Here is a 12,962-nt window from a genome sequence, read left to right on the forward strand (position 1 = left end):
TAAAATTGCCAATATTCCGCCATTAGGGAGGCTTTATGATGACTACAAAAAAAGGCACATTGCTTTATGAAGGAAAAGCGAAAAAAATTTATGAGACAGATGATCCTAACATTTTGCTCGTTGTTTACAAAGATTCCGCCACTGCTTTCAACGGAGAGAAAAAAGCGGAAATCCAAGGGAAAGGACAATTGAACAACGAAATTTCAAGCTTGCTGTTTGAAAAGCTGAATCAGCATGGCATTCCGAATCATTTTATTAGGAAAGTTTCTCCCTGCGAACAACTTGTGAAACGTGTGACGATCATTCCTCTTGAAGTCGTTGTGCGGAACGTTGTTGCAGGGAGCTTGGCAAAGAGATTGGGAATAGAAGAGGGAACAGAAATCAAAAAGCCTGTTATAGAGTTTTACTACAAAAATGATGATTTGGGAGACCCTTTGATCAACAACGCCCATATAGAATTGCTGAATCTTGCCGATCAAAAGCAGCTTGTTGAAATTGAGCGGTTGGCTCTTCTCGTAAATGATGTGTTATTAAAGCATTTCAATGAAAGAAATGTGAGATTGATAGATTTTAAACTTGAATTTGGTGTTCAGGAAGATGGAACGGTTCTTGTCGCCGATGAAATTTCCCCTGATACTTGCCGTTTATGGGATAAAGATACAAATCAAAAGCTCGATAAAGATGTGTTTCGCCGTGATATCGGCAGTTTGACAGAAGCATATGCAGAAATTTTAAAACGATTGGGAGGTACAGTTCCATGTACAAAGTAAAAGTTTATGTCACATTGCGCGAAAGTGTGTTGGATCCGCAAGGCAACGCAGTAAAAAATGCCCTCCATTCCATGGACTTCAACGAGGTGGAAGATGTTCGAATCGGCAAGTACATGGAGCTTGAAATCGGGGAAACGGATCGCAGCGTCGAAAAAATGGTTGATGAAATGTGCAAAAAGCTCTTAGCCAATCCTGTCATTGAAGACTACCGTTACGAAATAGAGGAGGTAGCCGCAAAGTGAAATTTGCCGTGATCGTTTTTCCTGGTTCCAACTGTGACGTCGATATGTATCATGCGATCAAGGATGAGCTTGGAGAAGAAGTGGAATACGTTTGGCATGATCATGATGATTTAAGCGGTTTTGACGGGATTCTTCTTCCGGGCGGATTCTCATACGGAGACTACTTGCGCAGCGGAGCGATCGCCCGTTTTGCCAATGTCATGAAAGAAGTTGTCAAAGCGGCGGAAGAAGGGAAGCCTGTGCTAGGCGTTTGCAACGGGTTCCAAATATTGCTTGAGGCCGGCCTTCTGCCGGGAGCAATGAAACGGAACGAAAATTTAAAATTTATTTGCCGCCCTGTGAAACTGAAAGTGGAAAATAATGAAACGATGTTTACAAATGAATACGAAAAAGGTGAAATCATTACGATCCCGATCGCTCATGGAGAAGGGAATTACTATTGTGATCAGGAAACGCTAGCATCATTGATTGAAAACAAGCAAATTGTGTTTACTTATGAAAACAATCCGAACGGAAGTATACACAACATCGCCGGCATCGTCAATAAGCGCGGGAATGTTCTCGGCATGATGCCGCACCCTGAGCGTGCTGTCAGCGAACTTTTAGGGAGCAGCGACGGTCTAAAGTTATTTCAATCGATTGTAAGAAGTTGGAGGGAAGCCCATGTCACGAATGCATGACCTTAGTCCAGAAATGATTAAACAGCAAAAAATTTATCAGCAAATGGGAGTAAGTGATGAGGAGTTCGCCCTTATTGAAAAGATTTTAGGACGCCTTCCGAACTATACGGAAATCGGCATTTTCTCCGTCATGTGGTCAGAGCATTGCAGCTACAAAAATTCAAAACCGGTATTGAAAAAGTTTCCGACAAAAGGAGAAAGAGTGCTACAAGGCCCTGGAGAAGGGGCTGGGATTGTGGACATTGGCGACAATCAAGCGGTCGTCTTTAAAATCGAAAGCCACAACCACCCTTCAGCAATCGAACCGTACCAAGGTGCGGCAACGGGAGTCGGCGGCATTATCCGTGACGTTTTCTCAATGGGCGCCAGACCGATTGCTCTTCTTAACTCTCTGCGCTTTGGGGAACTGAAAAATGCCCGCGTCAAATATTTGTTTGAAGAAGTTGTCGCCGGAATTGCAGGCTACGGGAACTGCATCGGCATCCCGACTGTCGGCGGTGAAGTGCAATTTGACCCTTCCTATGAAGGCAATCCGCTTGTGAATGCAATGTGTGTCGGCCTAATTGATCATAAAGATATTAAAAAAGGCCAGGCAACTGGTGTCGGCAATACGGTCATGTACGTTGGAGCGAAAACTGGGAGAGACGGAATTCACGGCGCCACATTTGCTTCTGAAGAGCTGACAGAAGCCTCTGATGAAAAACGGCCGGCTGTTCAAGTCGGAGATCCTTTCATGGAAAAGCTTCTTTTGGAGGCTTGTTTAGAAGTGATTAAGTCAGATGCCCTTGTGGGTATCCAAGACATGGGGGCAGCGGGGCTTACAAGTTCTGCTGCGGAAATGGCGAGCAAAGCCGGTTCAGGCATTGAAATGAATCTGGATCTTGTTCCGCAGCGGGAATCAGGGATGACTCCATATGAAATGATGTTGTCCGAATCGCAGGAAAGAATGCTGCTCGTCATTCAAAAAGGCCGGGAGCAGGAAATCATTGACTTGTTTAAAAAATACGGGCTTGAGGCGGCGCCAGTCGGCCGGGTAACGGATGACAAGATGCTTCGTCTGTACCATAAAGGCGAGGTTGTAGCGGAAATTCCTGTCGATGCGCTTGCAGAGGATGCGCCCGTTTATCATAAACCGTCTAAAGAACCTGAATATTACCGCCAGTTCCAAAACATGGCGCCATATGTTCCGGATGTAAAAGATTATAAGCAAACTCTTTTGACGCTGTTGAAGCAGCCGACAATCGCCAGCAAAGAATGGGTATATGACCAATACGACTACATGGTGCGGACAAACACTGTCGTGGCTCCGGGTTCTGATGCGGCTGTTTTAAGAATCAGAGGAACGAGAAAGGCGCTTGCGATGACAACTGATTGCAACTCTCGCTATTTATATTTGGATCCGGAAGTAGGGGGGAAAATTGCCGTTGCCGAAGCGGCAAGAAATATCGTTTGTTCCGGAGCCGTTCCGCTGGCCATCACCGATTGTTTAAATTTCGGCAGTCCAGAAAAACCGGAGATCTTTTGGCAGCTTGAAAAAGCGGTGGATGGCATGAGTGAAGCCTGTCTAGTTCTCAATACACCTGTCATTGGCGGAAATGTTTCCTTGTACAATGAAACGAACGGCATGGCCATTTACCCAACTCCGGTAGTCGGCATGGTTGGTCTTATTGAAGATACCGATCATATTACGACCCAATCATTTAAGGAAGCGGGAAGCATTATTTATTTACTTGGAAAAACGAAGCCGGAATTCTCTGGAAGCGAATTGCAAAAATTGCTGGAAGGGAGAATTTTCGGAAAAGCGCCGGAAATTGACCTTGAGGAGGAGAAGGAGCGCTTGGAACAGCTGCTTGCCGCTATTCGCAGCGGGCTTGTACAATCGGCGCATGATGTTTCGGAAGGCGGTCTGGCAGTCGCTATTAGCGAATGTTTGATGGGAACAGACTTGGGAGCGGACATTTCAGTAAGCGGAGATGCCGCGGTGGAGCTTTTTAGTGAATCCCAGTCAAGAATCATTGTTTCTGTTAAACCGGAACATCAAGAGGCGTTTGAAAAAATCGTTCAAGCATCCATCATCGGAACGGTGACAAGCACAGGAATTTTGAAAATTACACACGAGAACGGGGAAGAGCTTGTTCAAGCTTCCGTTCAAGAACTTGAACAAGCATGGAAAGGAGCTATCCCATGCTTGCTGAAATAAAAGGCTTAAATGAAGAATGCGGAGTTTTCGGCATATGGGGGCATAAGGACGCCGCTCAAATTACTTATTACGGCTTGCACAGCCTTCAGCACCGAGGACAAGAAGGTGCGGGAATTGTCGTTACTGATGGCGAAAAACTGACTGGTTACAAAGGTGAAGGGCTTGTAACAGAAGTATTTGCTCAAGGTTTGGGAAATTTAAAGGGAAAAGGAGCTATTGGCCATGTCCGCTATGCAACGGCCGGCGGCGGCGGTTATGAAAACGTCCAGCCGTTCCTTTTCCGCTCCAGTCAAGGCGGACTTGCTTTGGCTCATAACGGAAATTTAGTCAATGCCGGCGGATTGAAGCATCAGCTGGAAAGCCAAGGGAGCATCTTTCAAACAACATCAGATACTGAAGTTCTTGCCCACTTGATTAAAAGAAGCGGGTACCAACAACTAAAAGATAAAGTGAAAAATGCTTTGACCATGATTAAAGGCGCCTACGCTTTCCTCATCATGACGGAAACAGAGCTGATGATTGCGCTGGATCCCCATGGACTTCGTCCTTTGTCGCTTGGCCGTCTCGGCGAAGCTTATGTTGTTGCTTCGGAAACTTGCGCCTTCGATGTGGTTGGTGCGGTGTTTGAAAGAGACATTGAACCGGGTGAGCTTTTAATCATCAATGACGAAGGATTAAAAAGCGAGCGTTTTTCCAAAACGATCAACCGCGCCATCTGTACAATGGAGTATGTTTATTTTTCACGCCCCGATAGCAATTTAGAGGGCATAAATGTTCATACGGCCAGAAAAAATCTCGGCAAACAGCTTGCACTGGAATCCCCTATAGAAGCCGATGTTGTGACAGGGGTGCCGGATTCAAGCATTTCAGCAGCAATCGGCTATGCAGAAGAATCAGGCATTCCGTATGAGCTTGGATTGATCAAAAACCGCTACGTCGGTCGTACGTTTATTCAGCCTTCTCAGTCACTGCGCGAGCAAGGGGTGAAAATGAAGCTGTCCCCTGTTCGCGGTGTCGTCGAAGGAAAACGTGTTGTGATGGTTGATGATTCGATTGTGCGTGGGACAACTTCAAGACGTATTGTCAATATGCTTCGTGAAGCAGGGGCGGCAGAAGTGCATGTCCGCATCAGCTCGCCGCCAATTGTGAACCCGTGCTACTATGGAATCGATACGTCGACGCACGAGGAACTGATCGCTTCCTCTCACACTGTTGAAGAGATTCGCGAGATTATTGGCGCCGACACTCTGGCTTTCTTAAGTCCAGAAGGAATGTTAAAGGCAATCGGCCGCAAATATGAAGGAGAATATCACGGACAATGCATGGCATGTTTTACAGGGAAATATCCGACGGACATCTACGAAGATACGATTCTCCCTCATGAGAAATGTTAAGCTAACATGCCGTACAATATTCAAAAAACTGAAGGAGGATTATGCATGTCCAAAGCGTATAAAGATGCAGGTGTTGATATTCATGCTGGATATGAAGCTGTCCGCCGCATGAAAAAGCATGTGGAGAAGACGAAGCGGCCGGGTGTTCTAGGGGGAATCGGAAGTTTTGGCGGCATGTTTGATTTGGCAAGTTTAGGCTATAAAGAGCCGGTTCTCGTTTCAGGAACGGATGGCGTTGGCACCAAATTGAAACTTGCCTTTATGATGAAAAAGCATGATACCATTGGAATAGATGCGGTGGCCATGTGTGTGAACGATATTTTGGCGCAAGGCGCCGAACCCCTTTTCTTTTTGGATTATATAGCCTTGGGAAAAGCTGATCCGGTAAAAATTGAAGAGATTGTAAAAGGAGTTGCCGATGGCTGCGCTCAGGCCGGCTGTGCTTTGATTGGCGGAGAAACAGCAGAAATGCCCGGAGTTTACGATGAAGAGGAATACGATATTGCCGGTTTTGCTGTAGGTGTAGTTGAAAAAGATCGGATCGTCACGGGAGATCGGATTCAACCCGGACATCTTCTGATCGGTCTTCCATCCAGCGGCATTCATTCAAACGGTTATTCTTTAGTCCGTAAAGCGCTTTTAGAGGACAAAAAGCTTGATTTGAACGAAATTTATCAACCTCTTACAGAAAAGCTTGGCGAAGAATTATTAAAACCGACGAAAATCTATGTTTCATCCGTCATGCCGCTTTTGAAAACTTATGAAATTGACGGCATGGCTCACATTACAGGAGGAGGGTTTGTCGAAAACATCCCGAGAATGCTTCCTGAAGGGCTGGGGGCGGAAATTGATCTAGGGTCGTGGCCAATCCACCCGATTTTTACCTTTCTTCAAGAAGAAGGAAAGATAAATTCATATGACATGTTTGAAGTATTCAACATGGGAATCGGATATGTTTTGGCTGTAAAAGAGGACGATGTTCAGACGTGCCTCGACGAGCTGGAAAAAAACGGGGAGAAAGCTTTTCTGATTGGTCGTGTGAAAGAAGGAAGCGGAATCAGCTTTAGAGGGGGATCTTTTTCATGAAGCGGATTGCGGTGTTTGCATCAGGGAACGGATCCAATTTCCAATCAATCGTCGACCATGTGAAAAGCGGCCGGTTAAAAGCGGAAGTGGTTTTGCTTGTTTGCGACAAACCTGGTGCGAAGGTGGTGGAGCGTGCTCTGAAGGAGCAAATTCCAACGTTTGTATTTAACCCGAAGGAATATGAATCAAAAGAAAAATTTGAAAAAGAGATTTTAATGCAGTTAACGCTCCATCAAGTTGATTTTATTGTTCTGGCAGGTTATATGAGGCTCATCGGCAGCACCCTGCTTGGAGCATTTGCGGGAAAAATCATCAATATTCATCCTTCCTTGCTTCCTGCTTTTCCAGGTAAACAGGCAATTGAACAAGCTCTTCATGCTGGAGTCAAGATTACAGGGGTGACCATTCATTTTGTTGATGAAGGAATGGATACAGGTCCGATCATTGCCCAACGGGCGGTTGAAATCAGAGAAGAGGATGATCTTCAATCACTTTCAGAAAAAATCCATAAAATTGAGCATACCTTTTATCCGGAGACGATCGGGCGCATTTTAGAAAAGTTAGAGGTGAAAGCATGATGATAAATCGAGCAATTATCAGTGTATCCAATAAAGACCATATTGTTTCTTTTGCACAAGAGCTTGTTGGCCTTGGAGTGGAAATTATCTCAACCGGTGGAACAAAAAAACTGCTGCAAGAACACGGGGTTGATGTCATTGGAATTTCAGATGTCACAGGATTTCCGGAAATTATGGACGGACGCGTTAAAACACTTCATCCAGCCATTCACGGAGGTCTTTTGGCCGTTCGCAGCAATGAAGCACATATAAAACAAATGGAGGAAAACGGCATAAAGCCGATTGACCTTGTGGTTGTCAATTTATATCCTTTTAAAGAAACAATTGCCAAAGAAGGCGTTTCTTTTGCAGAGGCGATCGAAAACATCGATATCGGCGGTCCAACCATGCTCAGGGCAGCTGCAAAAAACCACCAAGATGTTGCAGTTGTTGTCGATCCGGCCGATTATGAGACGATTTTAGAGGAACTAAAAGCGAATGGGGAAGTAAGCCAAGAAACGAAACGGAAGCTGGCAGCCAAAGTGTTCCGCCATACAGCCGCCTATGATGCGCTTATCGCTGAATATTTGACAAAGCAGGCGGGAGAGGAAGACCCCGAATCGATTACGTTGACATATGAGAAAAAACAATCCCTTCGTTACGGGGAAAATCCTCATCAGCGGGCGACGTTCTATAAAAAGCCGATTACACCTCCTTCTTCAATAGCAGAAGCGCTTCAACTCCATGGAAAAGAATTGTCGTACAACAATATTAAAGATGCTGATGCAGCGCTCGGCATCGTCAAAGAATTTGCCGATCCTGCGGCGGTTGCCGTAAAGCATATGAATCCGTGCGGAGTTGGGACAGGAGCTACCATTTTGGAAGCTTATGAGCGAGCGTATGAAGCGGATCCGACTTCAATCTTCGGCGGCATTGTCGCACTGAACCGCGAAGTGGATCGGGAAACAGCGGAAAAAATGAGCCAAATTTTTTTAGAAATCATCATAGCTCCTTCCTTCAGTCAAGAAGCATTGGATATATTGACGAAAAAGAAAAACATCCGCCTGTTGACAGTTGATTTAGTGAAAAAGGCGGAGCCGGAGAAGCAGCTTGCGTCCATTTACGGAGGACTGCTTGTTCAAGATCAGGATCTTTATTCGCTTGATGATGCCAATATTTCGATTCCGACGAAAAGAAAACCGACGGAACAAGAATGGGAAGACTTGAAGTTGGGCTGGAAAGTCGTGAAGCACGTGAAATCAAACGCCATTGTTTTAGCGAAAGATGGAATGACCATTGGCGTTGGTGCAGGGCAGATGAACAGGGTAGGAGCGGCGAAAATTGCCATCGACCAAGCAGGAGAAAAAGCGAAAGGAAGCGCACTTGCTTCCGATGCATTCTTCCCGATGCCGGATACGGTTGAGGAAGCGGCAAAGGCTGGAGTTACGGCGATCATTCAGCCGGGCGGATCGATTCGTGATCAAGATTCCATTCAAAAAGCAGATGAATACGGCATCGCCATGGTCTTTACGGGCGTTCGCCATTTCAAACATTAAGAAGGGAGACCGCGACGATGAAAGTGCTGATTATTGGAAAAGGAGGGCGGGAGCATGCCATCGCATGGAAAGCGGCTCAAAGCCCTCTTGTGGAAAAAGTCTATGCCGCGCCTGGAAACGACGGCATGAAAGATGTGGCTCAAACAGTTCCAATTTCAGAAGAGAACACAAGTGAGCTGATCCAATTTGCCAAAACTGAAAAAATTGATTTAACGATCGTTGGCCCGGAAGCCCCGTTAATGAACGGCATTGTCGATGAATTTCAAAAGGCAGGCTTGCTGGTGTTCGGGCCGACAAAACATGCGGCATTGGTTGAAGGAAGCAAATCTTTTGCCAAAAACATTATGAAGCGCTACGGCATCCCGACGGCGGATTATGAAATCTTTACGGATTTCCGCAAAGCGAAACAATATGTAGAAGAAAAAGGTGCGCCAATTGTCATTAAGGCAGATGGACTTGCGGCAGGAAAAGGTGTAGTTGTTGCGATGTCGCAAGAAGAAGCGATTGAAACTCTCTCTGACTACTTAGAGCGCGATCGGCTTGGGGAAGCCGGAAAATCAGTGGTCATCGAACAATTTCTAACTGGGGAAGAATTTTCGCTCATGGCCTTTGTAAACGGGGAACATGTTTATCCGATGGTTATTGCCCAAGATCATAAGCGCGCCTATGATGGAGACAAAGGGCCGAACACAGGGGGGATGGGTGCATATTCCCCTGTTCCACAAATCTCTGATGAGGTGGTTCTTGAGTCAATCGAAACGATAGTAAAACCAATGGCTAGAGCATTAAAGGAGGAAGGTGCGCCGTTCACCGGCGTTCTTTATGCCGGTTTGATGTTGACAAAAGACGGTCCTAGAGTGATTGAATTCAACGCCCGTTTTGGCGATCCGGAAACGCAGGTCGTCCTTCCTCGGTTAAAATCAGACCTTGTCGACGTGATTTTAAAAGTATTAAAAGCGGAGCCGGCTGAACTTGAATGGACAGATCAAGCATTGCTTGGCGTTGTGGTGGCGGCGGAAGGATATCCTAGAAATTATCAAAAAGGAACGCCAATCGGTTCATTAACTGTTGGGGAGGATACCCTTCTGTTCCATGCGGGAACAAAAGAGGAAGGCGGCCAATTTGTAACAGACGGGGGCCGTGTATATCTTGTTGCATCTTTTGGGAAAAATTTGCAAGAAGCGCAAGAAAAAGTTTACAAGCAATTAAAGGAGCTTGACACAGAAGGATTGTTTTATCGGAAAGATATTGGCTACCGAGCTTTAATAAAATATTAGCTCTGAGACCTTCTTTTTTTTCTGACAAACACATACAACAAGGCAATAATGCTTCCGATCATGACAAATAATACAAATGACATATCCGTGAAGTATTCCATCATCATTTTGCATCTCTCCTTAAAAAATAGGGCAGCTTTGGCTGCTCTTTTTTATTTGGCAGTTTATGATGGCAAAAACTGCCGCGGAATCCAAACCGGTTTGTGCAGGCGGCAATCGAAAGGAACAGAAGGTTTGATCGTGTTAGGCCTCCTGTACCCTTCAAAATACGTTCCGCCAACGAATTCAAAATTTTGTAAAAAACTTTAGTGCTTTAACATTTTTCATATGTTAAAATGTAAAGCAAAAGAGTATTTTAAGTTTCTTTGAGGAGGACTGATGGATCATGCGCTGCCGTGCTTTTTGGAAAGCGAACGAATTACGCGAACATGTCGATGTCGCTTCAAATAGATTGTCACCTACTTTGCTTTTGAAAAACGCGAAATTTTTGCAGCCTTATTTAAATCAATGGGTAAAGGCCAATATTTGGATTTACGAAGATCGCATTGTTTATGTTGGCAGTGAAGAGCCTGAACAAACAACAAATACAGAAATATTTGATTGTAAAGGACTTTATTTAGTTCCGGGATATATTGAACCGCATGCTCACCCGTTTCAGTTATATAATCCCCACTCGCTTGCCCAATATGTATCGAAAACTGGAACAACAACCTTGATTTGCGATAACTTATATTTCCTTTTACAATTCGACAAAAAGAAAGCGTTTTCTTTTGTGGAGGATTTGCAATCTTTCCCTGTTCAATTTTTCTGGTGGGCGCGATATGACTTGCAAACAGAATCGAAAGAGGAAGTTCGGCTGCTGCCTCCTGATATAGTCAAACAATGGATTGAACATCCTGCCGTTATTCAAGGAGGAGAGTTGACAGGATGGCCGAAGCTGATCGGTGGGGACGATTTGTTTTTGCATTGGATCCATGAAACAAAAAAGGTTGGCAAGCGGGTTGAAGGGCATTTTCCAGGAGCGTCTTTAAACACATTAACGAAAATGAAATTGTTTGGAGCGGATTCAGACCATGAAGCCATTAATGGGCAGGAAGTATACAACCGTTTATTATGCGGCTATACCGTTCCGCTCCGCCATTCTTCCATTCGCCCGGATTTGCCACAGTTATTGAAAGAAATGAAGGAGTTGGGGATCGGTCGATTCGATGAGATGTTTTTTACAACTGATGGTTCAGCACCTTCGTTTTATGAGGAAGGTATGATCAACCGAACGATTCAAATTGCACTTGAAGCCGGAATTTCTGAGTTTGAAGCGTATAAAATGGCAACATATAATGTTGCACGTTATTACATGCTTGATTCGAAATTGGGTGTTATTGGACCCGGCCGCCTAGCTTCCATTAATTTCTTGGAGTCGGTAAACAATCCAAATCCCGTCCATGTTTTGGCGAAAGGGAAATGGATTCGCAAACATAATCAATGGTTCAATCATTTTCCGAATCTCGATTGGACCAAGTACGGGTTGAAGCCCCTTGAAATTGATTGGGATTTAACCATCGATGACCTGCAATTTTCCATGCCATTGGGGTTGAAAATGAGAAATGCCGTGATTATTGAGCCGTATTCGATTACGATTGATAATTCGGTCGACGAGCTTTCCGCTGAACATGATGAAAGCTTTCTCGTGATGATCGATCAAAACGGGGAATGGCGGATTAACACGATGCTGAAAGGTTTTGCAAATCGCATAAAAGGATTTGCCAGCACCTATACAACAACGGGAGACATTGTGTTAATCGGAAAAAACAAGCAAGATATCATGAAAGCGTTCTCTAAATTAAAGGAGATCGGCGGAGGAATGGTTGTTGCGGAAAACGGCAAGGTTATTTTTGAGATGCCTCTTCATATCAATGGAACGGCCTCAGGAAAACCGTTTGAAGAGGTCATGAAGGAAGAAAAGGAATTGGTTGGCTTGTTGAGGGAAAGGGGCTATCGATATTTAGATCCGATTTACAGCCTTTTGTTTTTATCATCTACCCATTTGCCTTATATCCGTATCACACCGGAAGGAATTTATGATGTGATGAAAAAAACAATACTCTTTCCGTCAATAATACGTTAAAATATAAAAGGGATCATGATCAAGTTAAGGTTGTGAATGAATGAAAAAATTACTCTTAATATCATCTCTCCTGCTCTTTTTCACAACAGCCTGTTCGCAAGGAACCGAAAAAGAAGAAACAAAAGATAAGACGCTTCCGGCAAAGGAACCGGTAGCTGAGGAGCCGGCGGCAACAAGCCCATTGACGGGAATGCCGGTTTCAGGCGGGATTGATAATAGGCCGATTGCCGTCATGATTAATAATCATCCGCAAGCGAGGCCTCAATCAGGTTTGTCCAAAGCGGATATCGTATATGAGGTTTTGGCGGAGGGAATGATTACCCGTTTTTTGGCCATTTACCAGAGCGAAAAGCCTGAGGTGATCGGCCCTGTCCGCAGCGCACGCGAATATTTTGTCGATTTAAGCAAAGGTTACGGGGCGCTTTACATTAGCCATGGCTGGAGTCCGACTGCCAAAGAAAAGTTGGAGTCGGAACATCTCGATTATTTAAACGGCCTGTTTTACGATGGCACGCTTTTTTGGCGGGATCAGACAAGAAAGGCGCCCCACAATTCCTATATTTCTTATGAAAATATCGTAAAAGGTGCTGACGAAAACGGCTATTTATTAAAGATGGAAGTCGAACCTTTGCCTTTTCTTTCAAAAGAAGAACTGAACAGCATTACAGGAGAAGAACTTTCGGAAGGCGTCGTCTCTTACGGTTCCACACAACAATGGCAAATTAAATACGTATATGATAAGGATTTGGGATGCTATCGGCGGTTTTCCGGAGATGAATTGACGGTGGATCGGGAAACGAAAGAACCCGTTCTGTTAGACAATGTGTTTATTGTGCAAATGGATCATGAATTTCTTGACAATTATGGCCGCAGGAAAATCGATTTAAATTCCGGCGGCGAGGCGATCCTTTTGCAAAAAGGAATCATGAAACGAGTCGAGTGGCAAAACGTGGACGGGCGCATCCTTCCTTATGAAAACGGAGTACCGGTAAAACTTGTTCCCGGACACACTTGGATCAACATAGTCCCGGATTTAAATGAAGCTTTTCAATATGAAGAAGAGAAAGGAGAATAA

The 12,962-nt window shown here is 44.7% G+C and carries 12 protein-coding genes; 11 read left to right on the forward strand and 1 reads right to left on the reverse strand.

The genetic code is table 11. The annotated features are described in order from the left end of the window. Positions 1-38 precede the first annotated feature (38 nt). Genes purC through purD form a run of 9 tightly spaced genes read left to right on the forward strand, consistent with a single transcriptional unit; the run spans position 39 to position 9,762 of the window. The gene (gene purC / locus AC0KTX_RS05855) at positions 39-770 is read left to right on the forward strand and encodes a phosphoribosylaminoimidazolesuccinocarboxamide synthase (protein ID WP_474251301.1); all 732 of its coding nucleotides are present in this window, start codon (positions 39-41) and stop codon (positions 768-770) included. Next, positions 758-1,012 (forward strand): phosphoribosylformylglycinamidine synthase subunit PurS, encoded by a 255-nt coding sequence (gene purS, locus AC0KTX_RS05860; protein WP_474251302.1) that lies wholly within the window; start codon positions 758-760, stop codon positions 1,010-1,012. Before purC ends, purS begins: the two co-directional genes overlap by 13 nt. Continuing rightward, positions 1,009-1,692, forward strand: a complete 684-nt coding sequence (purQ, locus tag AC0KTX_RS05865; protein WP_474251303.1) for a phosphoribosylformylglycinamidine synthase subunit PurQ — start codon at positions 1,009-1,011, stop codon at positions 1,690-1,692. The genes purS and purQ overlap by 4 nt, the downstream gene beginning before the upstream one ends. Further along, positions 1,676-3,892 (forward strand): phosphoribosylformylglycinamidine synthase subunit PurL, encoded by a 2,217-nt coding sequence (gene purL / locus AC0KTX_RS05870; RefSeq protein ID WP_474251304.1) that lies wholly within the window; start codon positions 1,676-1,678, stop codon positions 3,890-3,892. The genes purQ and purL overlap by 17 nt, the downstream gene beginning before the upstream one ends. After that, positions 3,877-5,286, forward strand: a complete 1,410-nt coding sequence (gene purF / locus AC0KTX_RS05875) for an amidophosphoribosyltransferase (protein ID WP_474251305.1) — start codon at positions 3,877-3,879, stop codon at positions 5,284-5,286. The genes purL and purF overlap by 16 nt, the downstream gene beginning before the upstream one ends. Before the next feature lie 45 nt (positions 5,287-5,331). After that, complete coding sequence (gene purM / locus AC0KTX_RS05880) at positions 5,332-6,372, forward strand: phosphoribosylformylglycinamidine cyclo-ligase (RefSeq protein WP_474251306.1); 1,041 nt, start codon at positions 5,332-5,334, stop codon at positions 6,370-6,372. Then, on the forward strand, positions 6,369-6,950 hold the full coding sequence (gene purN / locus AC0KTX_RS05885) for a phosphoribosylglycinamide formyltransferase (protein ID WP_474251307.1): 582 nt from the start codon (positions 6,369-6,371) through the stop codon (positions 6,948-6,950). The genes purM and purN overlap by 4 nt, the downstream gene beginning before the upstream one ends. Then, positions 6,947-8,485: a bifunctional phosphoribosylaminoimidazolecarboxamide formyltransferase/IMP cyclohydrolase gene (gene purH, locus AC0KTX_RS05890; protein ID WP_474251308.1), complete on the forward strand. Its 1,539-nt coding sequence runs from the start codon at positions 6,947-6,949 to the stop codon at positions 8,483-8,485. Before purN ends, purH begins: the two co-directional genes overlap by 4 nt. 17 nt (positions 8,486-8,502) lie before the next feature. Then, positions 8,503-9,762 carry a phosphoribosylamine--glycine ligase gene (gene purD, locus AC0KTX_RS05895; protein ID WP_474251309.1) on the forward strand — a complete coding sequence of 420 codons (1,260 nt, stop codon included), beginning with the start codon at positions 8,503-8,505 and terminating at the stop codon, positions 9,760-9,762. On the opposite strand, the gene AC0KTX_RS05900 is transcribed toward purD, so the two are convergent. Continuing rightward, a complete protein-coding gene (locus tag AC0KTX_RS05900) occupies positions 9,759-9,869 on the reverse strand; it encodes an EYxxD motif small membrane protein (RefSeq protein WP_474251310.1) in 111 nt (36 codons plus the stop codon). The two genes, purD and AC0KTX_RS05900, sit on opposite strands and share 4 nt — an antisense overlap. Before the next feature lie 278 nt (positions 9,870-10,147). On the opposite strand from AC0KTX_RS05900, the gene AC0KTX_RS05905 reads away from it, so the two are divergent. Beyond that, positions 10,148-11,887 (forward strand): adenine deaminase C-terminal domain-containing protein, encoded by a 1,740-nt coding sequence (locus AC0KTX_RS05905; protein ID WP_474251311.1) that lies wholly within the window; start codon positions 10,148-10,150, stop codon positions 11,885-11,887. 40 nt (positions 11,888-11,927) lie between these two features. Then, positions 11,928-12,962 carry a DUF3048 domain-containing protein gene (locus tag AC0KTX_RS05910; RefSeq protein WP_474251312.1) on the forward strand — a complete coding sequence of 345 codons (1,035 nt, stop codon included), beginning with the start codon at positions 11,928-11,930 and terminating at the stop codon, positions 12,960-12,962.

Source organism: Aeribacillus sp. JST-2, assembly GCF_056032925.1.